Annotated in this window: 26 protein-coding genes; 20 read left to right on the top strand and 6 right to left on the bottom strand. The window is 56.1% G+C overall.

Translation table 11 applies throughout. From position 1 onward, the window contains the following. Positions 1-8: 8 nt before the first annotated feature. The 18 genes from RBB81_RS15040 to RBB81_RS15120 all read left to right on the top strand — a co-directional run bounded on the left by RBB81_RS15040 (position 9) and on the right by RBB81_RS15120 (position 15236). Positions 9-278 carry a VirB3 family type IV secretion system protein gene (locus tag RBB81_RS15040; RefSeq protein WP_353071216.1) on the top strand — a complete coding sequence of 90 codons (270 nt, stop codon included), beginning with the start codon at positions 9-11 and terminating at the stop codon, positions 276-278. Then, complete coding sequence (locus RBB81_RS15045; protein WP_353071217.1) at positions 259-2628, top strand: VirB4 family type IV secretion system protein; 2370 nt, start codon at positions 259-261, stop codon at positions 2626-2628. The genes RBB81_RS15040 and RBB81_RS15045 overlap by 20 nt, the downstream gene beginning before the upstream one ends. A gap of 29 nt (positions 2629-2657) precedes the next feature. Beyond that, positions 2658-3497, top strand: coding sequence for a TrbG/VirB9 family P-type conjugative transfer protein (locus RBB81_RS15050; RefSeq protein WP_353071218.1), 840 nt, complete (start codon positions 2658-2660; stop codon positions 3495-3497). 2 nt (positions 3498-3499) lie between these two features. Continuing rightward, positions 3500-4801: a TrbI/VirB10 family protein gene (locus tag RBB81_RS15055; protein ID WP_353071219.1), complete on the top strand. Its 1302-nt coding sequence runs from the start codon at positions 3500-3502 to the stop codon at positions 4799-4801. 20 nt (positions 4802-4821) lie between these two features. Further along, positions 4822-5046, top strand: a complete 225-nt coding sequence (locus RBB81_RS15060; RefSeq protein ID WP_353071220.1) for a hypothetical protein — start codon at positions 4822-4824, stop codon at positions 5044-5046. Between the two features lie 16 nt (positions 5047-5062). Further along, positions 5063-5851, top strand: a complete 789-nt coding sequence (locus RBB81_RS15065) for a hypothetical protein (RefSeq protein WP_353071221.1) — start codon at positions 5063-5065, stop codon at positions 5849-5851. A 12-nt stretch (positions 5852-5863) separates the two neighbouring features. Further along, a complete protein-coding gene (locus tag RBB81_RS15070) occupies positions 5864-6124 on the top strand; it encodes a hypothetical protein (protein WP_353071222.1) in 261 nt (86 codons plus the stop codon). Between the two features lie 34 nt (positions 6125-6158). Then, positions 6159-7079 (top strand): type IV secretion system protein, encoded by a 921-nt coding sequence (locus tag RBB81_RS15075; RefSeq protein ID WP_353071223.1) that lies wholly within the window; start codon positions 6159-6161, stop codon positions 7077-7079. Positions 7080-7243: 164 nt separating this feature from the next. Then, positions 7244-8050, top strand: coding sequence for a VirB8/TrbF family protein (locus tag RBB81_RS15080; protein WP_353071224.1), 807 nt, complete (start codon positions 7244-7246; stop codon positions 8048-8050). After that, a complete protein-coding gene (locus tag RBB81_RS15085) occupies positions 8047-9012 on the top strand; it encodes a CpaF family protein (protein ID WP_353071225.1) in 966 nt (321 codons plus the stop codon). The genes RBB81_RS15080 and RBB81_RS15085 overlap by 4 nt, the downstream gene beginning before the upstream one ends. Positions 9013-9050: 38 nt before the next feature. Beyond that, positions 9051-9443, top strand: coding sequence for a hypothetical protein (locus RBB81_RS15090; protein ID WP_353071226.1), 393 nt, complete (start codon positions 9051-9053; stop codon positions 9441-9443). A gap of 44 nt (positions 9444-9487) precedes the next feature. After that, the gene (locus RBB81_RS15095) at positions 9488-9883 is read left to right on the top strand and encodes a single-stranded DNA-binding protein (RefSeq protein WP_353071227.1); all 396 of its coding nucleotides are present in this window, start codon (positions 9488-9490) and stop codon (positions 9881-9883) included. A gap of 66 nt (positions 9884-9949) precedes the next feature. Further along, complete coding sequence (locus RBB81_RS15100) at positions 9950-10939, top strand: RepB family DNA primase (RefSeq protein ID WP_353071228.1); 990 nt, start codon at positions 9950-9952, stop codon at positions 10937-10939. Then, positions 10926-11240 carry a hypothetical protein gene (locus RBB81_RS15105; protein ID WP_353071229.1) on the top strand — a complete coding sequence of 105 codons (315 nt, stop codon included), beginning with the start codon at positions 10926-10928 and terminating at the stop codon, positions 11238-11240. Before RBB81_RS15100 ends, RBB81_RS15105 begins: the two co-directional genes overlap by 14 nt. A 199-nt stretch (positions 11241-11439) precedes the next feature. After that, positions 11440-11820 (top strand): hypothetical protein, encoded by a 381-nt coding sequence (locus tag RBB81_RS15110; protein ID WP_353071230.1) that lies wholly within the window; start codon positions 11440-11442, stop codon positions 11818-11820. A 1-nt stretch (position 11821) separates the two neighbouring features. Beyond that, entirely contained in the window at positions 11822-13249 is a 1428-nt protein-coding gene (locus RBB81_RS15115; protein WP_353071231.1) for a type IV secretion system DNA-binding domain-containing protein, read from the top strand. Continuing rightward, positions 13239-13469, top strand: coding sequence for a DUF6908 domain-containing protein (locus RBB81_RS23500; protein WP_423248024.1), 231 nt, complete (start codon positions 13239-13241; stop codon positions 13467-13469). The genes RBB81_RS15115 and RBB81_RS23500 overlap by 11 nt, the downstream gene beginning before the upstream one ends. Before the next feature lie 81 nt (positions 13470-13550). Further along, positions 13551-15236, top strand: coding sequence for a ParB/RepB/Spo0J family partition protein (locus tag RBB81_RS15120; protein ID WP_353071232.1), 1686 nt, complete (start codon positions 13551-13553; stop codon positions 15234-15236). Positions 15237-15458: 222 nt separating this feature from the next. On the opposite strand, the gene RBB81_RS15125 is transcribed toward RBB81_RS15120, so the two are convergent. The 5 genes from RBB81_RS15125 to RBB81_RS15145 all read right to left on the bottom strand — a co-directional run bounded on the left by RBB81_RS15125 (position 15459) and on the right by RBB81_RS15145 (position 20183). Continuing rightward, on the bottom strand, positions 15459-15890 hold the full coding sequence (locus RBB81_RS15125; RefSeq protein ID WP_353071233.1) for a hypothetical protein: 432 nt from the start codon (positions 15888-15890) through the stop codon (positions 15459-15461). A 58-nt stretch (positions 15891-15948) separates the two neighbouring features. Next, a complete protein-coding gene (locus RBB81_RS15130; protein WP_353071234.1) occupies positions 15949-17892 on the bottom strand; it encodes an AAA family ATPase in 1944 nt (647 codons plus the stop codon). Next, a complete protein-coding gene (locus RBB81_RS15135; protein WP_353071235.1) occupies positions 17882-18433 on the bottom strand; it encodes a hypothetical protein in 552 nt (183 codons plus the stop codon). Before RBB81_RS15135 ends, RBB81_RS15130 begins: the two co-directional genes overlap by 11 nt. Continuing rightward, the gene (locus RBB81_RS15140) at positions 18434-19663 is read right to left on the bottom strand and encodes a dsDNA nuclease domain-containing protein (RefSeq protein WP_353071236.1); all 1230 of its coding nucleotides are present in this window, start codon (positions 19661-19663) and stop codon (positions 18434-18436) included. A gap of 304 nt (positions 19664-19967) precedes the next feature. Continuing rightward, positions 19968-20183, bottom strand: a complete 216-nt coding sequence (locus RBB81_RS15145) for a hypothetical protein (RefSeq protein WP_353071237.1) — start codon at positions 20181-20183, stop codon at positions 19968-19970. 133 nt (positions 20184-20316) lie between these two features. On the opposite strand from RBB81_RS15145, the gene RBB81_RS15150 reads away from it, so the two are divergent. Continuing rightward, entirely contained in the window at positions 20317-20532 is a 216-nt protein-coding gene (locus RBB81_RS15150) for a helix-turn-helix domain-containing protein (protein WP_353071238.1), read from the top strand. A 9-nt stretch (positions 20533-20541) separates the two neighbouring features. On the opposite strand, the gene RBB81_RS15155 is transcribed toward RBB81_RS15150, so the two are convergent. After that, the gene (locus RBB81_RS15155) at positions 20542-21510 is read right to left on the bottom strand and encodes a LysR family transcriptional regulator (protein WP_353071239.1); all 969 of its coding nucleotides are present in this window, start codon (positions 21508-21510) and stop codon (positions 20542-20544) included. 274 nt (positions 21511-21784) lie between these two features. Between RBB81_RS15155 and RBB81_RS15160 the strand changes: the two genes are divergently transcribed. After that, entirely contained in the window at positions 21785-22018 is a 234-nt protein-coding gene (locus tag RBB81_RS15160) for a helix-turn-helix domain-containing protein (protein ID WP_353071240.1), read from the top strand. Positions 22019-22059: the final 41 nt, after the last annotated feature.

Genomic DNA, 22059 nt, shown 5'->3' on the forward strand with positions numbered 1-22059 from the left:
GGGTTGCCATGCATGCGACCAGGCGGGGAGAACCGCTACCGATCAATCAAGCGTTGAACAGGCCGAGAGCCAAGCTCGGACTCGATCTCTCAGCGTGGATGGCGATTGTGTTCGTCTGCGTAACGGTTTTCCTCGTTGGGTTCCGGATGCTGGCGATCCTCGCCTTCCCAACACTCGCAGGCGGCGCATGGCTCATGGTCCGCAATCACCCGAAGATGTTCCAACTCTGGGGACTTAGCCTCAGCCAGAAGAGCTACTATGACCCCCGCAAATACTGAACAGCTCAAACACACTCCGTGGTTTGCGAAAGCTGGAGCTGCGTCCAGCATCGTTCCGATCTCACGCTTCGTTGGGCCGAACATCTTTGCGCTCAAGGGCGGAGGCTACGGCTACCTCTTCTCCCTGACCGGCTTGGATGAAGAGGGATTGACTGACCTGGAGCTGGAATCGCGTGTCCGTTCCATCGAGGGAGCATTGCGCGGACTTCCTGAAGGTTCGTGCCTCTATCAGTACACGCGCGTGATGTCCGGGTTCGATCTTCCTCGGCGGAAGCAGTACACAAACGAAGCGACGGAGACTTTCGTGAGCGACCGTCTCGCGTTCTTGAACAAGAGCGCCGCCTTTCGCCGAATTGACCTTCACTGGTGTTTGACGCTGGAACCGGCGCAGGCCAAGTCCTTCGAGCGGAAGCCGAAGGAGAATGCCGTCGAGACATCGCGGATGCTCTCAGATCTCGAGAAGGCAGCAACCTTACTGGAGGGGCATCTCGGCAACTCGCTTGGATTGAGACTGCTTAGGAAGAATGAAACCTTCCAGTTCTTTAGCTACTTATTCAATCTGGAGGAGTGGGCTGGCCAGGACGGACTCCGCAGCGATACTGGCGTAGATCGGCAGATCGTGAAGAGCCCGGTGGCGTGGCACAGCGACCACGTACAGATCGGCAGGCGGCACGTCCAGATGTTTTCGTTGAAGACGACGCCGGAGGCATCGCGCCCGTACCTCTTCTCCAATTTGCTCACGCTCGACTGTGACAGTGTTCTGTGTACGACATGGCGGGTGAAGTCCGCTTCCGCAGCTCGCAGTGAGATCGACGCGCAGGAGAAGTTCATCTCGTTTTTCAAAGTCGGCGTGCTAACGCGCGTAATGAGTGGGCGTGACACGGCCTCGCTGGAGACGGGCGCCGGAGCCAAGGCCGCCAATAACAACGTAGACGATCTCAGCGATGTCATCCGTTCGCTCGACAAGAAGGCGCAGGGCGAGTTCTCACTTCGGCTGTTGCTCGCCGCTCGTAGCCCCGAGCAGCTTCGCGGGATCGCTCCCGCTGTGCATCGCGTCTTCGTCGATGCTCACGCTCAGGTCATGGAGGAGACTCTTGGGAACCTGTCCGCGTTCTACGCGATGTTCCCCGGCAATCACAAGTTCAACGTCTTCCCCATGTGGCTGGCCGAGGATCACCATGCGCGTCTCTCCTCTGTATTCGCGCCGCACATCGGGCATCCGCACTCCGAGGACCTCGACAGCGAATACCTGAACATCTTCGAGACGCGCACACGGACGCCGTTCTTTCAGGACGTATATGTGGACGGCGTTCGGGTCATGCTCATCATCGGCCCGACCGGCACAGGCAAGTCCGTCCACGGCAACCAGATCATTTCTCTTGAACAGAAGTACGGCGGCTTCACCTTCATCTTCGACATCGGCGGCAGCTACGAGAGCGTCGTCGAGCTCTATGGCGGCAAGGTCGATCGAGTCGGGAAGGACGGTCCGCATGTCAATCCGTTCGCGCTGGAGCCGACCGAGACCAACATCAAGTTCCTGTACTCCTTCGTCAAGTTGCTGCTGACAAACGGGGGCGCTGAACTGGATCCCGAAGACGACGACGTAATCCATAAGGCCGTGCAGGATATGTACCTGCTCGACACAGCCAATCGTCGGCTCTCGAATCTCTTTCTCCCCAAGAAGCTTGACCGCTACCTGTCGAAGTGGGTTGGCAAGGGCATCTACAACGCCGTCTTCGACAATGTGGAAGACAGCCTTTCGCTCTCCCGCCTCCAGTGCTTCGACTTCCAAGGTGTGAACAACGAACAATATGCCGACCTGGTCGAACCCCTGATGGTCTGGTTGCTACGGCGAATCAATGACGTGCTGTACAACCCGGCCAATCTGGGAGTTCCGAAACACATCCTGATCGAAGAGATCTTCTCTTCGATGAGGAACAAGCAGTTGCTCGACGGCGCGCTCGCGTCCATTAAGACCGTTCGTAAGAACCTTGGCGGTGTGACGATGATCGGCCAGTCAGCGGATGACCTCGGAGCGAATGCCGATAGCATCGTGAACTCCTGCACGTCCTTTCTGTTTCTCAAGGACGCGACGTTCAACCGGAAACGGTATGCCGAGCTCTTCAAGATGAATGAGCAGCAACTCGCTCTTTTTGAGAGCCTGCAGGACCGCGAAGGGCTCTACATGCGGCGTGACGGGCTGACGAAGGTCGTCACCCTGAACCTCGACAGCCGCAGCTACGCGACGTTTTCGACCAAGCCGAAGGACCGGGTACGCCGGTCGAAGCTGATCGAGAAGTACGGACTCTCTGAGGGCATCGCTCGCTTCGCCCAGGGCGAGGCTATGTAAGTAATCCAATACACGACCAAAGGGACCTTATGAAACCGCCTATGATCCTCGCCGTTACATCTCTTCTCTCGCTGGCCTGTGGGCTCGTCCGGGCCTCCACCCCTCCCGATCCACACCACCTCCAGCCGAACGCTCCGCGCTTGGTCACGGTCTCCGAGGCGCAGACGCCGCCCGTGATCCGCGCCGGTCTCCTACAATCGACCCTCATTCTGCTTCCGACCGAGGAGAAGATCGCAACCGTGTTCGGTGGTGACACCGTGGACTGGGTATTCGATGCAGGGCACGTTGCCAGTCGGTTCATCAGCGTCAAGCCGAAGCTCGCGAATGCGACGACCGACATCCACATTGTTTCGGACCATGGCAACGAGTACACCCTGCAGCTTCAAGAGATCTCAAGCGAAGCTGATGGCCACTTCGATTCGAAGGTCTTCATCGTTCCCGGCGACAAGGCTGCGAAGGACAGACTGACGGACATGCCTGTCTTCGTGCCTGCCGCCGAGTTGGAGAAGGCCAAACAGGAGGCAGCGGCAGCAAAGGCCGCGCAGACCGGTGAGGTGAAGGCGGAAGCGACTAAGGCCGAGACGTACCGGAGCCAATATCCCGGTAGCCTCCATTTTGACTACGCGTGGGACGCGAAGAAGGCCAAAGAACTCGGCCTGCAGCAAATATGGCGTGATGACAAGTTCACCTATCTGCGAGGCCAGTTCCAGGAGACGCCTGCGCTCTATGAGCTGAAAGACGGCAAAGGCTCGCTCATCAACTTCGACTACAGCGCCGGCCTGTATACCGTGCCCAAGCAGCTCGACAACGGCTATCTCACGATTGGCAAGAAGCGTGTAGACTTCCACCGCACCGAGGAGAAAAACTAGCCATGCACGAAATCAATGAAAATCCGCCCGCTACCGTCCCGGTGCAGCGTGAGGCTATTGGACCGCTCAAGAAGAGCACGCCTGTCGTCATCGCGCTGATTGCCATCGTCGCGCTGATCGGTATCGCAAACGTGTCCAGCCTCGTCAGCGGAAAGAAGAAATCCGCACCGCAAAGTGCGTTGCCCATGAGGCCATCGACCGCTAACCCGCAGCAGGTTACGAGCTTCGAGACCCAGCAGCAGATGCAGGCTCGCAAGGATGCCGACGACCGGCAGCGTCAACAGGAGCTTGCGGCCGAGATGCAGCAGCTTCAGCAACAGCAGGCCGTGCCCGGTCCCGAAGCGGATGGGACACCCAGGATGACCGTCGCACAGCGGGAGGCCATCTACGGCGACAGCCCGAACGCTCCCAAGCAAACCTCGAATGTCTCCCAAGCTCAGGCAGAAGCGAAACAGAAGACTCTGGAGCGCGAGAAGCTGCATCAGGACGCCTTAAACAGCGATACCGTTGCCATTGACTTTAGTCACCCCAGTGTCGCCGCTCCCGCTGTGCCGCAGACTATCGCTGTGCTTGGAGAGCGAGAGGAGGCGTCCTCTAAGGCGTCAGGGGAGGCCATCGCCCCCACCGCGCCCGAGGTGCCGAAGCCTGCCGAACAGCAGCAACCCAAATCAGCGGCCAAGACAGACCCGATGGCTCCCTATGATTTCGACGGCTATCAAGGCCGACTGTACAGGGTCTTCGAGGGAACGGTCTTTGAAGGCGTCGTCACGAATCACATTGACGGTGGATTGGCCGGGCCGATTCTCATCATGCTCACCACGGACTACTATTCCCACGACCATCAGCAACTCCTCATGCCGCAAGGGACTCGCTTGATTGGGACAGTCCAGAGTGTCGGCAACGCCCAGCAGCGGAAGATGTTCGTCACGTTCCATCGTGCCGTGTGCCCGGATGGGTTCTCGATCCAGTTAGACAAGTATGTCGGTCTCGATCCTGTAGGTACCACTGGCCTTGCGACGAAAGTGGACCACGGCTACTTGCAGGCATTCGCGGCGGCGGCGGCGGTGGCAGGCTTAGGCGGACTTGCCCAAATCGGCAACAACGGAAGCGTCCTATCCCCATCGACCCAGATACGGAATGGCATCTCGGCGCAATCCGCCACCGAGGGTGAACAGATCCTTAATCACTTCCTCAATCGCTTGCCGGTCATCACGCTCAAGGAAGGCTCCCGTGCCCGCGTGTACATCGGCACGGACATCCTCATCCCGTCTTACGCAGAACATCGCGTCGATCCGACCCTGTGACGGCGTCGCTGGAGAACACCATGAAGAGCGGCATCCTGAAGGGCCACATCCCAGCCGTCGCGGTGCTTGCAACCACCCTCGCCTGTGGCCTCGCTCATACGTCCGTTTCGGAAACTCTGAAAGACGTTCCGAGCTTCGTTGAGTTGGTCGGTGATGTAACGCGGTTCCCGCATCGAGTAGCGACCAGTTTCAACAAGCTTTCGGAGCGGATGGACCCCACCTGCTCTGAGTGCAACCAACCCTAACCCTTCAGGAGCCGTTATGAAGTTCAATCTGAAAAATCGGAAGAAGTACCTGATAGCAGGCGGCCTATTGCTTGCGACGGCTACGCCGAGTTTTGCGCTCTTCGGCATCGGCGATATCGTCTTTGATCCGACGAGCTACGCCAGCCTCGTCTCACAAGCGACGACCGCCCTCAACCAGTTCAAGACCATCGAGAACAACGTCACCCACTTTTCCTTCAAGCAGCAGTGGCAGACGACGCTCAATGCTCTCAAGAGCGCAAACGTCGCCAATATGTTCGGGGAGACGAATGGGATGAGCATCGCCCTCAATACCAACGAGCCGAGTGCCTCGACGATGGCTTGGAAGACGGCCAGTGTCCCGGTGAGCAGCACCACCAGCACCTACCTCCAAGGTCAGGCTGTCGGGAACAGCGCACAACTTTCCCAGCTTGCCATGGTCGAGATGTCCGATTCGGTCTCGCCGGACTGCCTAACGGCAGTCGGACAGTACCGGGCGACGCGCGGCCAGAACGCAACCGCAAACAGCGCGCTTTCGCAGCAGCAGTTCGATGCCACGTCAGCGACGAACAGTGAGGTGCAGCAGTTGAACCTTTTGAACGCGGCTCAGGCTCAACAGTTGTCGGAGATGCAGTCCCAGGCGGCCATGCAGGTTTGCCTTGCCTCGCAGATGACCGTGGCGAACATGCAACAGCGGAATGCCACCGCACAGGACTTGAACACGGCGGCGGCGGTTCAGGCAGAACGGGCCGCAAATGACACGAGTGCGGCGAATGAAGGCAGTACCTGGCGGACGTACCTGCCCTAACTTGGAGACCCAATGCTGAACGCAATCAATACGAAGCTTCTCCTTGCAATTCTTGCGGCACTGACCGTCATTGGGGGTGCCGTCCTTTATCACCGCAATCAATCGGAGAAAGCAGCCGCCAAAGCCGCCGCAATTCTTCAGCAACAACACAACCACGCTCAGGAGCAAAAGAAACGAGACGAAGCATTTCGGCAGCAGGTCGAGGCGGACAAAAAACGGCACAACACCGCTGCAGCCCAGGAAGGTAAGACCTGGAAGACCTACATCCCATAAACCATAACCGAGAACCCCTGAGAGCGACATTGTCATGGCTTCCATTGTGTTGTTAGCACAGGCCCTTCCCAGCGCAAGCTCTGGCGTCGACTGGCTGTATGTGTTCACCAACAACCTGACCAACCTCACAACGCAGAATGGTGGAGCTCTCACTCAGCTAGGCATGACGGAGCTAAGCTGCATCGCGCTTTTCACCCTCGTCAATATGGTCGTGAACTGGAACACGTCCAGCATGACGTTTCGGCTTCACAATCATCAGGTTCGTGCGGGCGACCTAACGAAGTTCCTGCTCCAACTCATCATCTGCTGTCTGCTGGAAAACTACTGGGTTGCCCCGTTCCCCGGCGCGAGCTTTGGCATCAACCACTTCTTTTCCTATATCGCCCAGGCGATGGTCGTCGCGTTCGATCAAAGCTCCCTCGATTCGTTGCTCCAGTTGCTCAAAACTGCGGGCGACAACACGTCAATGCCGAGTATTACGGCACCCGTTCAAATCCTCTGCTATTTCTTTGTGCAGGCCCTCCTGGGTCTTGCTTCCGCGATCCTATTCCTCATCAACTGCAGCGCCTTTATCCTTTATGGAGTGACGGCACTGTTCGGACCGATTTTCGTGCCCTTACTGATGACAAGAACTTTCCGAGCTAAATTCTTCAGTTTCCTGGATGTGCTCATCAGCTTTGCCATGATCCGGGCAGTCGCAGCGGCCTTCATCTTCGTATGGGCGGGATTCTTGAATGCCTTTATTCAACAGACCTTCAACGGCAACTATTCGATGGAGATGTGGCTTGCAAACCTCATCCCCTGCACGATGGTATTCATCGCGTTCATCATCAACATGCTCTTCATTCCGAGCATGACCCAGGCCATCTTTGGAGGAGCAGCTGGGCTGGCTTCAAGAGCGGCGGACGTAGGAGCGGGACTGGCAACAGTGGCCATAAGGGCCGGAGGAGCGTGAGCTTATGTGGGATTTTCTGTTTGGGTATTTCTTTGGCCGGGCAACAGGCATCGGACGGATCTTGCGACCGGTCCTGTGGCTTCTTTTGGTCGGCTTGGTAGTCGCCGCGTTCGTCTACGCCGGAGTTGTTCTCAACGCAGTCAATGAAAGGAATCGGGCCCCTCATGTCCAGCCACACTCTACACGCTGAAATGCCGCTAACTCCGCAGCAGTCCATCTTGACTGACGAGATCGGCAACGAGGTCTACTCTTCACACTATGCCGAGCGGAAGCTAAGCCGATTTGTGATCGGAGCGGAGACGATCCTACTGTTAGGAGCGTTCGGCATAATCCTATCTTTGGCTCATCGGCCGATCGCGATTCGGTACATCCGAATTGACGAGATGGGGCGCGCTCAGGCGATTCAATACACCGACCTAAACTACAGTCCCCGTGAGGGTGAGGTCCGTACTTACCTGACCGATTGGGCGAACTATCGCTACACCATCGCCCGCGAGACGATTGCCAAGAAGTATCCGCTGAACTACTACTTCCTGTCGCAGACTCTCGCCTCGCAACTGATGAGCCAGGACAACCAGAGTCACCTTGTTTCGCAGGTTATTGGGGGACAGGTTGAGCAGAGCGATGTAGAGGTCAAGAACGTAACGATTACCTCCATGTCCGAGGAGACGGTTCAGGGTGCAACGATTGCTCGCGGTACGGCTCTCGTGACCATCGACAAGCTCTACGCCTCACGGAACTCACGGGAGCCGAGGACCGAGCATTGGCTTCTCAGCGTGACGTACTACCTCAACCCAAAGCAGGTCAGCGATCAGGCCCGGATCTTTCCTCAATTCGAGACGATCAATCCACTCGGTCTGACCATCACGGAGTTCCACGAGAACCGGATGTCCGTTGATCCGATTGCGCCGGGTGCTAACGCTGCTGCTTCGCCCCTTGCGCCGCAGGCAGCGACGGGAGAGCCGAGATGAGCTACCAGCTGATTCTTCCGTTCTTTCCCGAAGAAATTCGCGAGCTTCTGCTAGACCCGTCCATCTCAGACCTCATGATCAACGGGACGACTGGTGTTTATGCAGATCGGGGCGGCATCGTGCAGCATATTCCTCTATCAAACCCGTATACGAACGAACGACTCCAAGCGGCGATTGAACGCGTCGCACGCATCCTCGGCCAGGACCTCACGACCCAGAATCCGATCCTCAATACCCGTCTGCCAGACGGCTCCCGAGTTGCCGTCGTTGGAGCGCCATCGTCGATCAATGGCCCGACCCTAACCATCCGCAAATTCAACCGCTGGTATACGACCGATGAGCTAGTTGGATCAGGCAGTATGCCGAAGCATGTGCGAGACACTGTGGTTGAGCTGATTGGCAAGAAGATGAACGGCATCATCAGCGGTGGAACAGGCTCAGGCAAGACGACCCTGATGAAGGCGTTCCTTGACCACATTCCAGAGAACGAACGGCTCCTTATCATCGAGCAACCGGCGGAGCTGAAGGTTGCTCATCCAAACGCCGTTCGTTGGGAGGCAGTAGAAGAGATTCCAGGGCAAGTTGCCATCACTCCAAGCGAACTCTTGGCCGCTGCTCTACGCCATCGTCCCGACCGAATCATCATTGGCGAAATCCGCAATGAATGCGGCTATGACCTCCTGCAGGCGATGAACACGGGGCATGGCGGAACACTCTCCACAATCCATGCCAAGTCGGCTTGGGACGCGCTGAATCGCCTATCCAATCTTGCGCTGAGTGCCAGACCAAATCTGAACCATGCCTTCATGCGGTCGGAGACCGCAGAAGCCATCGACTTCGTGCTCTATTGCGAGCGTGACCACACAGGCCGGCGTCGCGTTCGCGAGTTGATTACCGTGAGCGGTTACAGCCACGCTGACCAGAGCTTCCAGACAGAAGAGGTCTATCGGGCAGCCGCCTAGACCAGCTAGAGAACCAAACCCGAATCGAGGTCTTACCGATGCACCCTCATGCTCCCAATCCGGCTGCACAGCCCCACCTGTCTCTAAATGCCTTCAGCGTGCTGTCCCAGAGCCGCGAAGAACGCAACGGCGGTGGCGAAAGGCCGTCCTTTCCAGGAACTCTAGCCAGCAGTGATGAGCAGCGGTTTGGGCGAACATTCGCCGCCGAGAAGCGAAAGAGTGACTTCGGTACAGAGGGAGTCTGCCGTTCCGTATCCCGCCCTCTACTCGGGGTCACGCTTCGGGGCTATCCGGCGCCCTGCGGCTCGGCGCTCTTCTGCTTCGACTTCGTCGCCCTTCGGGTTACGGTTTCCAGCTTCGCCGGACCCTCCGCAAATGCAGAGCTTGGCACTTGGGAGCCGGGCCCTCTCGCTCGGCTTCGCCAGGTGTGACCCGAGCAGGATACGGGAAATTCAATAAAACGGAGACCACCACCATGTACTCAAACAAAGTCACCCTCATCGGCTTCCTTGGCAACGACGCAGAAGTTCGCACCAATGACAACCGCAGCTTCACCACTCTCTCGTTGGCAACCAACAGTTCCTACAAGAAGGATGGTCAGTACATCTCGCACACCGAATGGCACCGTTGCGTGAACTTCGGCAAGCTCTCAGAGTTCGCCGGCACGCTGAAGAAGGGTGCTCATTTGCAGGTGGAAGGCGAACTGCGCAGCCGGGAGTACGAGACCAAGAAGGTCGGCAAGAAGCCAGCCCAAAAGAAGACCATCTGGGAGATCCGGGTGAACTCGATTCTCAAGCTGGACCGGGCCGAGAAGGCTGCCGCGGAAGAGCAGGAGAACGAACCTCAGCTTTCTTTGGAAGCGGCCGCATAAGCCGCTTTCCTCCTGTCAACTCGGAAGCTCGGCTGACGCCGGGCTTCCAGCCCTGTGAGACGCGCCATGAACACGAAGATTGCCGAGGAATTCCTAACTCGATGCTTCCGGCCAGACGAGACGATTGCGCTGTTACTCAGACGTGAGAATCCGCTTGCGACAACCCAGCGCGTTGTTCGACTGGAACAGGTGCTTGCGCCTCGTCATCTTGCTTGGCTCCGGCACGAGAACGTCAACGGAGCCAACGTTTACGTTGCGGTGAATCCGCTACGTCCCGGCAGTCGCAAGCGGACGAAAGACAGCATCGCGGAAGTCCGCCATCTCTATCTGGATATCGACGTGGATGGTGAGAACCGGCTGGCCGCGCTCCGCGCATCCGAAGTGATTCCATCCCCGAGCACCATCATCTCGACATCGCGTGACAAATACCAGGTCTTTTGGCGCGTCGAAGGCTACGACTTCGACCAGCAGGAATCCACGCTAAAGCTGTTGGCAGTGGCTTTCGGTGGAGATCCCGCTTGCACCGATCGCAACAGAGTTCTCCGTATTCCAGGATTTGAAAACCGCAAGTACGATCCCGCGTATGCAGTGACCGTTGAATACCCCAATGATTCGGTCTGGCAGCCGGGTGACTTCAGGCTTGGTCAGTTCGCAGGCATTGCAATTCCATTGGGCGGTCAAACCTCGCTTCAATCCTCGGGCGGACAGCACACTGATTCCGAGGCGGATTGGGCATGGACTCTTCGCCAACTCACGCTTGGCAATGATGCGATAGCGCTCACCTTGGAACTGGCGAACCGGCGTCCCGATAAGCCGAATCCTCTTTACTACGCGCAACGCACCGTTGACCTTGCATCTGCTCGAATCGCGCTCCTTGATGGAACTGCTATCGAGAGCGTGATCGCCCTGCTTGTCCGCCGCCGTTCCGATGAGATTCCTGAGTTGATTTGCGTGTCGCGGGCACGTGAGATTGCGACCACGGCTCAGCGGATGATTGCCCGCCACAAGTTTGCCTCAATTCACCAACCCAAGGAGAACCACAATGCCACTGCTTGAAGTCGTCCAAACCCGTCAGATCAGCGCATCCATTCGCCTCACTGACACAACCGCTACGCAGGTCGATCAGTATGCCGCGTTCATCCGCGCTTGCGCAGATGATGTCGTCGAACAGGCCCTCGCCTATGTCTTCAGCAAAGACCGTGACTTCCAGGACTTCCTGAAGACTCCGGAAGCCCGGAAGGTCGTCTCCACGCTGCGCATCCGCAAGGCCCCGGCTGCGGAGGCTCCTGAGCCTATGTCTCAGAAGCCAGTTCCAGCATCCGTCGCCGCTCCATCATCGCAGGCGAAAAGCGCATGATCCTCCATTTCATTCCGGGGCAAAGCCACTGCGGTGCTGCGCACCGGAAGAATGTTGACACTCCATCCCTCGGAGGGTCATGCAAAGCAGCGAAATGGTTCCATACGGAAGCATGCAGAAACCGAACAGCTTATGAGGCACGGCGGTTCCAGTTGCAACCAAGGTGGTTGCAACTGGAACCGGCCAGAAAGGAGCAGCGATGAAGACACCAGTCGGTATCTCAAGTCATGCCCAATCAGACCAAAGGCCTGAGTCCAGAAGTCAGAGTTTGGCAACCCGTTTTACCAAATCAGAAGTGACCGCGCTCGGCAACGCCGCTGCTGCTGCAGGGAAGACAGTTCGGGCTTGGTCGCGCGATGTTCTCTTGCGCGAAGCCAAGCGCGCGCAGGACGACATGCTGTTCACGGAACTCATTGCCACGCGCATGATCCTCCTGAATCTGCTGAAGCCGCTGGCTATGGGCCAGCCGGTTACGCCCGAGGACTTCGCACGAATCAGCGCGACTGTCCGGAATGACAAAAGGAAAGTGGCTCAGGAGATCCAACAACAGTACCTACCCGCAACACCGAAGGAGTCTTGACATGGCAAACCAATGGGGACGAAGGGAGACCATTATCTGGCCTCCCCATGTACCAATTCTGAGCTATACCGCTCTCGCTACCGCACTTCTATGCACCTGCTTTTTCGTCTGGCAAAGGCTCAACTTCTCGCTCGCGCCTCTGCAGAAAAGCTACATCACCGAGTACCTTCGCTCGCAGGTTGGGAGTACGTTCAAGGCCCACCAGAGCTATCGTTTGCTCTATCTCGGAGATGGCAGGGTCAAGCTACGCCTCGCCCTTCCGGCGGACTTTACCGATGGCACCACCATTCTCCCTAACGGGAAAACACTCCCGGTTGAGCTTTCCGATGTAGCCAAGTTGCAGGGATATCGCTGGTTCTTTCGAGGGCCAGCAGAGAAGCTAGCGGATGTGTCCATGCACCGCTGGCTCCGTACCGCCGTGTACGAAGACGAAGGCTTGCTGAGGCTCTTCGCCGTCAGCCTGATTGAAGGGACAGCCTGCCTTGCTGTGATGCTTTGGTTCGCAATTCCGCGCGACATACGACGCTTCAAACAGATGAAGTATGGGCGCATCTTGCGCGGTCCTCAGATGTTGTCTCCGGAAGAATTCAATAGGCAGCAGAAGGGCGATGGCATCGGCTTGAAAACGACTGAACTCGGAAAGATGATGCGGATTCCGCTGCGGAAAGAAGCACAGCACTTCCAGATCATGGGTGATACCGGCGTCGGCAAGACCCAGCTCATCATGCAAATCCTTCGTCAGATTCGAGAGCGGGGAGACTCCGCGATCCTCTACGATCCCGCCTGCGAATATCTTCAGCGGTTCTACGATAGCAAGCGGGGAGATGTCGTTCTGAACCCACTCGACGAGCGTTGCCCCTATTGGGGACCAGCGCAGGAGATGGCTTCGAATGCCGAGGCCGACGCCATTGCGGCTTCGCTCTATCAGCCGTCCACGGATGTGAAGGATGAGTTCTTTCACCAGACGCCTGCCCAGATATTCGCTCACCTTCTGAAGAAGGGACCGACTGCCCATCAGCTTGCCGAGTGGATGGCGAACAGCGACACGTTGGAGACTCTGGTAGCGGGTACGGAGATGTCCTTCTATATTGATCGCAAAGCAGGACCGCAACGAGCCGGCGTCCTCGCGTCGCTTGGTTTGGTTGCGAAATGCTTCCGCATTCTTCCTGAAAAAGCCCAAACCAATGGCACTTGGAACGCCCGGACTTGGTCAAAAGAACGTAAAGGTTGGGTGTTCATCACCTCTCGCCCCGCAGAGCGGGAAACGCTCCGTCCCTTGCACTCGCTGTGGATTGATCTGCTCGTCATGCGCCTGCTTACTGCACCTCAGCCGGGACAGAAGCCGGTCTGGTTTGTGATCGACGAGTTGGCAAGCCTACTACAGCGAACAAAACGGCGATCTGATGCGGCGTCCAGAAATGCTTTTTGAGCTGGGAATAGCTGATGACGGCTCGTCCTTACTCAATCCCTTCTACTGGCGTAATGACTTCGTTGGCACCGAACAGCACTCGCGTCTAATCGCTGATGGACGTTACATCGTCAACACAGAAACCTACCAACGGCACACTCGCTTTGCTCAGGAATGGGATGACGCGCTCAGGGCTCAAGACCTAGTTGATGCCTTCGTGAGCAGTAGCGACCTAAGCTAACCACCACTTCCTAGGGACGGAGCTACTTCCCAGTCCGCTCCACAACCGCAAACGCAAGTCAAACCGCCAAGGAGAGCAGCCATGCAGGATAGCAGCGCATTCCAGTTCATCGCCATCGACCAAATTCACGAGTCCACCACCAACCCCCGCCGCACCTTCGATGAGGCCAAGCTGTACGAACTAGCAGAGTCCATCAAGCACAACGGCCTGATTCAGCCGATCACCGTGCGACCCAACAACAAAGGGTTCGAAATCGTTGCCGGGGCCAGACGCTACCGGGCCACGCTGCTTACCGAGCTGCTTTCCGTTCCCGCCCGTATCGTCGAGGTCGACGATGCGAAGGCGCTTGAATGGCAGCTAGTCGAGAACAGCCAGCGTGTAGACGTTCACCCATACGAGGAGGCGCAGGGTTTCCAACGCTTGCTAGACATCCCCGGCTACGACGTAGCTGCCTTGGTCGAGAAGTCCGGCAAGAGCGCAAGCCATGTCTACGCTCGTCTGTCTCTCTTGCAACTCATCCCCACCGTGGCTGAGGCCTTCACCCAGGAACGCATCACCGCCAGCCATGCCAACCTTATCGCCCGTCTTCCGCAAGAGAGTCAGGCCGAAGCCTTCGAGCAATGCTGGCGCAAGGACTGGCAGGACAAAGAACCTCACCTCCTACCCGCCAAGCATCTTACCGGGTGGATACAGACGAACCTTTACCTGTCCCTCGCGGATGCGCCATTCGAGCGCGAAGACTCCACCCTCAACCCCACTGCCGGTGCTTGCACCACTTGCCCCCGTCGCAGCGGGTACAACACGTCACTCTTCTGCGACATTCAGGGCGACCAATGCCTTGACTCTATCTGCTTTCGCAGCAAGGTTGAGGCATTCCTTGACCGGGAGATTGCAGCGCATCCCGGCCTCGTCCAGATCGAGAACGGTTGGCGAAATCCCAAGGAGCAACGACCCGGAGCGGTGCAGCGCGGTCACGTTCGGGAGCTTGACGCCGTGATCGACAATCCGGACGCCGAACCGGTGATGCCCTGCGAAGCTGCCAAGCCTGCCATCGTCGTCTATGGCAAACAGCTGGGCCAAAAACTTACGGTTTGCACCGACAAGCATTGCCCGGTGCATGACCCACAGGCAGCAGCCGAAGCCGCCGCCCATCCTGTCCCGATCATGGCACCCACACCAGAAGTCGAAACAGAAGAGGAGGCAGCGCAACGCCAAGCCGAGCACGAACAGAGGATGGCGGAGTACAGGGCCGAACAGGAGCGCAAGGCGGAGGAGCGCAAGGCGGAGTTCGATCGTCAGCAAAAGGAGTATGAGGCCGAGCAAGCCCGCCGCGACAAGCAGCGCAAGGCACGAGGTGCCATCTTGGAGCGCATCATCGAACAGGCTCCCACAACCTTCAACCCCGCACAGTTGCGCGTATTCCTTCGGTTGCTCATCCATCTGGACTATAGCTTTCTTGAAGACGTTGTCACTCACTTCGCAAACGACGATGAGAACTCGCAACAGTCGGACGAGGAGATTGTGCTGGCAGCGTTGGACGGCACCGCAGACGAGAAGCTAACCAGCCTCGCCTTGCGTCTCGTCCTCTCAGATCACATTGGCATCCCGCACGAGAACCAACCGGACTTGCTCACTGAAGCCGAGCAAGTGTTCGCTCCGAAGAAACCTAAGGCTGTCAAAGACAACGCCGACCGTTCGAGCAAGCCGAAGCCAACAGCCGCGAAGGTGCCAACAGTGAAGGAGACGAGGCGAAAGAAAGCTGCTTAGAACGTTTTCCGCTTCGGCCTCGGATTCGTCCGGGGCCGCTTTGTCTTTTTAATCGCGCCGGGAGACACCCTTTCGGCTTCTCCCGGACTCTCATCCCGCTTTCCTAGCGGCCCCTCGCTCGCCGGCAGCGCGGCAGAAGACGTTCCCCCTTCTGCACTTTCCCCTACCATCCCCGCGGCGATTGTGACGAGTAACGTCTTTATCGAGAGTTCTCGTCTGACATCAATCTTGCCAGCGGATCTCAAATCCTTGGATCGAGACCCGAACGTTAGGAGGTTTCACGCCTGTCAACAGCCACACAGAGGTGCCACCCCCTCCAATAACGAGCACTACTCCTGACGCAATCAGCAGCCCCAGCTTACTTGTTGGCTCCGGATCGAGGATGGCTGCAACGATTAGGTAAGCCCCGAACATACCGATTCCAAGCGATGTGGTCACTCCTAGCCATTGTGTCTTGCTGAGTTTTCCTGAGCGCCCCATTTGTACTAATGTCTGCTTCGTTGGGTCGATAGGCAGACCGGCATCATTCTTAAGAAGCACCGTTCGATGTTCTTTGTAGAACTCCGCCAGCTTTTCCAGCCACTTCGGATCAGTGGTGCGGACTTCTGGAAGTTCGATCAAGGCTTTTTCTCTCTGTGGTTCTTCTTGACTCATAGCCTTCCTTGGATTCTTCATGATTCAGTTTTACCTATCGGGACAAATTTGCTGTGTTCTAGTGTCCGCTGTAATAAGGGATCAACGGAGGATGTTCAGCGTCCCCAGCGATCATTAGGCGGTCTGTGTAGTCCAGGTCAATTGTCGGCGTAGAGAGTTCCGTGTCGATAATGATGAACTGAGTCTTTGTCATCGTCGTAGAAAGGAGACCATAGAGGTGTTTGTAGAAAGCTATAAAGATGTCCTTATTTACCTCAGTGCCAATGTTCTTCATCGGGGAATCGATAATGACGAAGAGCGGCAAAGGAAGATCTAGTTCTTCCGCCAATCTGTGCAATGCAACTGCGTAGCAGATGTTGAAAAGAGTCTTCTTGCCTCCCGAACCCGCGCCACTGAGGGTGTACGAAAGGCTCTCATCACCATGCGGGAAGATGTAAGCCATCCAGTTCTTTCTGTTGATGTACAAACTATCGGAGGTACTGAGCGCTGGGAAGCCAGAGGACATCAGCGCATCGAAGACGTAACTCTCTAGTTGACCGACAAGATTGTCTCTGTCAGCGATTCGGTCTCGTTCGGACTTCAGTTCTCTGCGAATTCGTTGTGCGTTAGTGAGGTGTTGATCCGCTTCGTATTCGAGTTCTAAGAGGGCTTGAGGTAACCGCGCATCGCGCCGCAAGCCGATAATCTCTTGACGACCGCTCGCCAGTTCTCGCTCCAAATTGCGCACTTGTGACAAGAACGCTGAATCGTAACTTCGCATGAGTCGCGTCAGTTCAGAGTCCCGAAAGCTCTTTTGCTCCTTTAGGACATCTAGCTCACGCTGCTGTTTGATTAGGGATTTCTTTCGTGTGGAGATCGACTGCTCAATATCGGCAAGGCGGGCGTCCAGATCAGGTTGCTCAACGTTTGTTTGACGCCGCTCATAGTTGCTCTGCGCTTTCTCAGGCGCGCCGCATAAATGACAGTCAGTGGGGTGTCTGGCGAATTCCGCTAATTCTGTGCCACACCTCGGACACGCCGTGTACTCGACTGCTCCTAGAATCACCGTTGCACTGCTCATTCGATGGAGCTTAAATTTGGCTGAGATCAGTTCTCCCCTTAACGCAGTTTCTTCGGAAAGAATGCGCTCCCCATTTGCAATCGCTTCAGTCTCTGCCTCGATGCGAACGGCAAGACCGCGCAACTCCGTACGCAGATCGTCCGAGAAATGAGTATCCGCCTCTTGATTCTCTTGAAGCTCTGCAAGCTGTCGGTCTCTTCTTTCTTGAGATCGTTCGAGTTCGGACAGGCGAACATTCATTTCGAGTTCGCTCCCGTACCCGAGTTCAGTTAGGAATAGCTTCATACGCCTGGCCGATTCGGTTTTAGTGCGATTGTCTTCGACTTCCCTCGCAAGCTGTTGTTCAAGCTCATTCAATCGTTCCGTATAGTAGCCGAGCACAAAGCGCATTACATCTCGACTCTTTGGGGAACGGGGATCTTCAGCTTCCAGATGGAAGAACGTTGAATCAAGTTCGTCTTGATCCAAATAGCAATACCACATTACGTCTCTAAAGCTGAGAGGAATGAGAGGGGCGTCTGGGTCAGTCTTGTTTCGCCGCACACGCATTGGACCAACACCCGCCAATTCGAAGATAAGGTCGCTCAGGCCAAAGACCTTGTCTCCCCAAATGGGAGAGGGGGCATTCTCAATTGGTGCCATAAGTGACGCACCGTCGCCGCTTTCGCTCGTCCAGGAAACTTGCACCTGCCGCGAGCCTGCATTTCTTTCAAAGAGAACGTCGTATCGTCCAATCCGTGCGGATAATTCAGCCGAAACAAATTCCTGTTTGATTGCAGGTACCTGCGGAAGACTGCCACCCAGACACGCATCGATGAGTTTCGCGATCGTGCTTTTGCCAGAAGAAATCTTGCCATGAAAGATCGTCAGGTGATGATCTAGCCCAATCTCCTCGCGGGACCTGCCAAACTGAATAACCAGTTTCTGAAGTCTAAAGTTCATTGATCGTTTCACCGTAAGCGAGATTGATGAGTTCTGGGAAGGTCCGGTAGATAAACTGCATGAGGGCCGTCGCGCCGAGGTCAAGGTGGCGTTTTAGTAGTGTCGATCGCTCACGGAGAGTCGTGAATATTTCGTCAGCAGCAAGGAGTCGGGCAGATTCCCGGCCTGCCGGTGTGATCCCTAGATGGACGGTTCGTCCCCTCAAATAGACGTGAACCAAGCCCTTGGCAACCAAGAGATTGATGAATCGGCGATAGCGAAAGTCCCAAGGACCATATTTGAAACGAACCATGCTCGCTTCGACACTGGTTCTTTCAAAATCGAGGACTTGCGCTTCCTCAGCCTTTGCTCCACGGGCGGACAGTGCTCGCTCAAGGTTAGCGGGATATCGGAGCAGAAAGTCCAACTTCGCTAGCTTGGTCAGTCCTTCAATTGAGCCGTCTCCTGATGGCGTGGCGAAAACGTCAATCAACAGCAGAAGCCTACTCATGTGAAACAGATCATTATTTTCCACAGAAGCGGTCACAGAAAACAGTGACATTTATGCAGTCCCTCCCCGCAGGTCGAAGGGTTCGGACCACCATTGGCGGCATTCCTGGGTGGCCACGCTTACGAATCCGAGCAACTGCTCATAACTCAAGCCATACGTGGCGTCTTTGTCTTTGGCTAAGGCCTCAAGCTTGGCGCGAACAGACTTAAGCATTGCCTGTCCGAATGGGGCACCAGAACCACTCACTTCGTCGAAGGCTTCGGCGCAGCGAGTTCGTACTAGAACATCTAGGTGTTGAAACCGTTCAGTTGCTGTCACCGTGCCCAAACTATGAACCCAGCGCTGAAGAAGGTATTCAGCCGAAACCTGATGATCCTTAGCGATAGCAATGCTAGGGAATGAGATCCCACCTACCGCCATCTTCTTCTCTAGTACATGATGGCCCGCTGGCAGGTCGATTGCCTTCAATGGCTGACTTGTTTGCAGTGCGATCAAGTCAGCCAAGTGTGATGCCAGCAAAGTTAAGATAAGGTTCCGACCTATTCGTTTGGTTTCGATGATCGCTATGGACTTTTCCTCGGCCGGCGAAGAACTAAATACAAAATGGTGGCGCAGAGGTTGATCGCAGCTAAGCCCCGAAGAAATTTGTACGTGGTTGATAAGAGAGACGGCACAACTGTTGAGTTTTTCCAGCGAAAACGACCGGTATGCCTCCAAACCCGCTATCTTGGTGGCGACATTCATCGTAATGTCTTCAAATTTGGGAAGGCTTCCGTCCAATTCCACCTTGGCGAGAACCTCACGGATGTGCTTCTTGGAAGATCCTGTCGCCGTCTTGATTCCGTCTATGACGCCGCCCATTGTGCCAGTGAATTGAGCCGTAGGTCTCGACCGCAGTCTCCTGAGAACATGGGGAAGGTTCGTCTCCTGCTCTCCGGTATCGAGGAAATCGCAATTTGTTACGAGTACAAAGCCCTCGAATGCCGCTGGAAATTCTTTATCAAGCTCAACGAAACGCGTCAACGCGGTCGTCACGGGGCCGTCGTTTGATCGAAAAGCGCCTAGGTGCGTTGCACGAGTCTTTACCTGAACCCCCACATAGCTTCCAGATGCCTTGCGGACCAGGAAATCCTCGTGATGTTCGCAAAATACTTCGGAGAATGTCTCGTTGTCCAAGCATTCAAGACAGAGCAGTGCCCCGTAGGCGGCCTGATAACGCAATCTGCGTTGCATATCGTCGCCAGGATCTCTCTCTGATAGAACGTGCTCGGGACCGATCATTTGAGGTGCACCCAGTCTATAGCACAACACTTGGTGCAACTTCCTCTCACAAGTCACGATTTAGTCGTGGATCGCGTTACAAGGGCAACGGAAGCATTTGCTGCCTGTTGAAGCAATTCAGGTCCGTTGTTGCGGACGTAAGGAAGTCAGTTTCGCGGCACGGTCAAGATAAGAGATGCACGAATTCTCTGAAGACACGAAAGCCTGTTCCCACAGCGCATAGTGCCGATTTATGAAGGGGCAGCCGAGGAAGACAACTCACTCTACAGCAGTCCTACCGGGCACGCAGAAGGCGACCCGTTGGTTAGTCCGCTATCTTGTGAGAAATTGGGATGTCCGGTGTCGCTTCATGGCAGTAGCGAGCGTCAACGGTCTGACGAACGCTGACTGCAATTGATAATTGCGTCCCGTCTGAAAACCTCACCAGGACCTCTTTACCGACCTCAGGGTCGTCCAGAACAGACACCTCGGCAACCGACTTTCCTACGACTTCCGGGAATTCCAGCTTCGATTCTGACATCCCTCTCGCCTCGCTTCGATCGATCCATGATGTCCCTTATTAGGGGATCCGGTCAACCGTTCACCACACTTCAAATGTGGCAGGAAAAGCGAAACCGGAGGCTCGTAAATCTCGGAAGGGGCGCAGTCCCGCGATGAGAGATTACTACGCCGGAGTCTTGTCCAAACTAATTTCTGCGCGGCAGGAAGCCGGTCTTACCCAGCGTGAGGTTTCCATCCAGCTGGGGATGGCGCACTCCTTCATGAATAAGTGCGAATCAGGCGAAAGGGCTATCGACGTAGCCGAGCTTTGGGCTATTGGAAAGCTTTACGGCAAGCCCATAAGTTTCTTTGCTCCGGACGAGTCCTAGCTGGTCCAGCTAGCTCGGTACGCATTGGGTCAGCGAGCCCTTTGCTCCAATCGGAAGAGTCATCTGTAGCGGCTGCAGAACAGTCTTGGATTTTGTGACGAACGCTCGGACGAACTCGCTCACAACCTTCGAGCTGTCGTCCGAACGGGCCACGAGCCATTCGTCGAGACAGAGTGCTGCTTCGTCTAGTGGCCTCGCAACCAACCGACCTCCGTTGAGTTTCATCGCGTTTGCCATCGTCAGGAACGCAACGCCAGGAGCCGCTGTGAGCATAGTTTCCGCCTCATCCGCAAAGAGGATATGATCCAGCCGTCTCGGCTCAAATCCCGCGTCGTGAGCCCGCTTCATGATTCTGTCGTAAAGAATTGGGTGCAGTCGTTTCTGGAAGACGATCCAACGCTCATTGCGGAGATCGGAGAGTTTTACCGATGCTTTGGAAGAGAGCGGATGTTCGCGTGGCAGGACGATATGGAGTGGCGTTTCGATCAGTTTGTTCATGGTCAACTTCGGGTTCTTGGCGGGATCGCTGATGATCGCCAGATCGAGATCCGCACTAAGGAGATCGTGAGCTAGATCTGACGACGGTTCACTGTGGACGCTAATTTCCAAATGCGGGTACAGAGGAAGGCGAATGGAGTAGAGGATTTCGATCAGGATTGGGGCTACGTCAGGGGCTTTTCCGACTTGCAGAACGCTGTCAGCCCCGACGCGGCTGGCCTTCGCCGACTTCATCGCTCGTTCGCCATAAGCGACCGCAACTCGGGCATGTTCGACGTAGGTTCTCCCTGCGTCCGTCAATTCCATCTTGTTTCGGTCGCGGTCGAAAAGCGTGGTTTTTGCTTCGCGCTCTGCGCTCTGAATGCACCGGCTCAGTCCGGATTGCGACAGCCCAACCCGTTCGGCTGCCCGACCGTAATGCATCTCTTCTGCGAGGGCAATTACGGCTTCGAAATGCCGCATCTTTAGTTTGCTCTGCATGGCCGTCCCTCATCTCTACTCAAGTAGGGATTGCTGCGCCAGCAGGCAGGTAAGAGCGTGTTTCTCCACCGCCGGTATCAGATTATCCACAGACATGCCGGGGCGTGTCAACCTTGATTCTCACGCTAATTTCCAGCAAACCAACTCGACTGCCGAGAAGTTCATATGTGCAAACCCGGGCGCTTATGCGTTTGGCGCATAACCGTCGCTCTGAAACTCATTGGACTTCGCTTCAAGAAAACGTCACCTTCAAGGCACGTATTTGGAGGTTCCGATGATGGACCAGAAGAAGCCACCGGCTTCAGAGCGCCTGCTCCCCATTCTGGGGAGGCCGGGTATAGAGCCATTGCTCGACAGTCATGCCGCTGCTGCCTTGCTTGGCGTTCATCCCCGAACGCTGCAACGGATGGTTCTGAGGGGCGAGATCGCCGGGGTGCATGTCGGCAAGCTCTGGCGATTCAGGCCTTCGGCGATAGACCAATGGATCGAGCGCCAGCTCGTTGGTTAGGACAGTCCACCTCCGTTTTCCGCATGGCAAAACGGCACGTC

Origin of the sequence: Tunturibacter gelidoferens, from assembly GCF_040358255.1 — a bacterium.
Classification (GTDB): domain Bacteria; phylum Acidobacteriota; class Terriglobia; order Terriglobales; family Acidobacteriaceae; genus Edaphobacter; species Edaphobacter gelidiferens.

Bases quoted from the DNA above. Each gene is read 5' to 3' on its own strand.
- RBB81_RS15145 (WP_353071237.1), bottom strand. From the start codon at position 20,183: ATGTCAGAATCGAAGCTGGAATTCCCGGAAGTCGTAGGAAAGTCGGTT.
- RBB81_RS15155 (WP_353071239.1), bottom strand. From the start codon at position 21,510: ATGCAGAGCAAACTAAAGATGCGGCATTTCGAAGCCGTAATTGCCCTC.
- RBB81_RS15125 (WP_353071233.1), bottom strand. From the start codon at position 15,890: ATGAGTCAAGAAGAACCACAGAGAGAAAAAGCCTTGATCGAACTTCCA.
- RBB81_RS15040 (WP_353071216.1), top strand. From the start codon at position 9: ATGCATGCGACCAGGCGGGGAGAACCGCTACCGATCAATCAAGCGTTG.
- RBB81_RS15055 (WP_353071219.1), top strand. From the start codon at position 3,500: ATGCACGAAATCAATGAAAATCCGCCCGCTACCGTCCCGGTGCAGCGT.
- RBB81_RS15095 (WP_353071227.1), top strand. From the start codon at position 9,488: ATGTACTCAAACAAAGTCACCCTCATCGGCTTCCTTGGCAACGACGCA.
- RBB81_RS15140 (WP_353071236.1), bottom strand. From the start codon at position 19,663: ATGATCGGTCCCGAGCACGTTCTATCAGAGAGAGATCCTGGCGACGAT.
- RBB81_RS15150 (WP_353071238.1), top strand. From the start codon at position 20,317: ATGAGAGATTACTACGCCGGAGTCTTGTCCAAACTAATTTCTGCGCGG.
- RBB81_RS15110 (WP_353071230.1), top strand. From the start codon at position 11,440: ATGAAGACACCAGTCGGTATCTCAAGTCATGCCCAATCAGACCAAAGG.
- RBB81_RS15115 (WP_353071231.1), top strand. From the start codon at position 11,822: ATGGCAAACCAATGGGGACGAAGGGAGACCATTATCTGGCCTCCCCAT.
- RBB81_RS15160 (WP_353071240.1), top strand. From the start codon at position 21,785: ATGATGGACCAGAAGAAGCCACCGGCTTCAGAGCGCCTGCTCCCCATT.
- RBB81_RS15065 (WP_353071221.1), top strand. From the start codon at position 5,063: ATGAAGTTCAATCTGAAAAATCGGAAGAAGTACCTGATAGCAGGCGGC.
- RBB81_RS15070 (WP_353071222.1), top strand. From the start codon at position 5,864: ATGCTGAACGCAATCAATACGAAGCTTCTCCTTGCAATTCTTGCGGCA.
- RBB81_RS23500 (WP_423248024.1), top strand. From the start codon at position 13,239: ATGCTTTTTGAGCTGGGAATAGCTGATGACGGCTCGTCCTTACTCAAT.
- RBB81_RS15045 (WP_353071217.1), top strand. From the start codon at position 259: ATGACCCCCGCAAATACTGAACAGCTCAAACACACTCCGTGGTTTGCG.
- RBB81_RS15135 (WP_353071235.1), bottom strand. From the start codon at position 18,433: ATGTCACTGTTTTCTGTGACCGCTTCTGTGGAAAATAATGATCTGTTT.
- RBB81_RS15060 (WP_353071220.1), top strand. From the start codon at position 4,822: ATGAAGAGCGGCATCCTGAAGGGCCACATCCCAGCCGTCGCGGTGCTT.
- RBB81_RS15090 (WP_353071226.1), top strand. From the start codon at position 9,051: ATGCACCCTCATGCTCCCAATCCGGCTGCACAGCCCCACCTGTCTCTA.
- RBB81_RS15130 (WP_353071234.1), bottom strand. From the start codon at position 17,892: ATGAACTTTAGACTTCAGAAACTGGTTATTCAGTTTGGCAGGTCCCGC.
- RBB81_RS15100 (WP_353071228.1), top strand. From the start codon at position 9,950: ATGAACACGAAGATTGCCGAGGAATTCCTAACTCGATGCTTCCGGCCA.
- RBB81_RS15105 (WP_353071229.1), top strand. From the start codon at position 10,926: ATGCCACTGCTTGAAGTCGTCCAAACCCGTCAGATCAGCGCATCCATT.
- RBB81_RS15080 (WP_353071224.1), top strand. From the start codon at position 7,244: ATGTCCAGCCACACTCTACACGCTGAAATGCCGCTAACTCCGCAGCAG.
- RBB81_RS15085 (WP_353071225.1), top strand. From the start codon at position 8,047: ATGAGCTACCAGCTGATTCTTCCGTTCTTTCCCGAAGAAATTCGCGAG.
- RBB81_RS15120 (WP_353071232.1), top strand. From the start codon at position 13,551: ATGCAGGATAGCAGCGCATTCCAGTTCATCGCCATCGACCAAATTCAC.
- RBB81_RS15050 (WP_353071218.1), top strand. From the start codon at position 2,658: ATGAAACCGCCTATGATCCTCGCCGTTACATCTCTTCTCTCGCTGGCC.
- RBB81_RS15075 (WP_353071223.1), top strand. From the start codon at position 6,159: ATGGCTTCCATTGTGTTGTTAGCACAGGCCCTTCCCAGCGCAAGCTCT.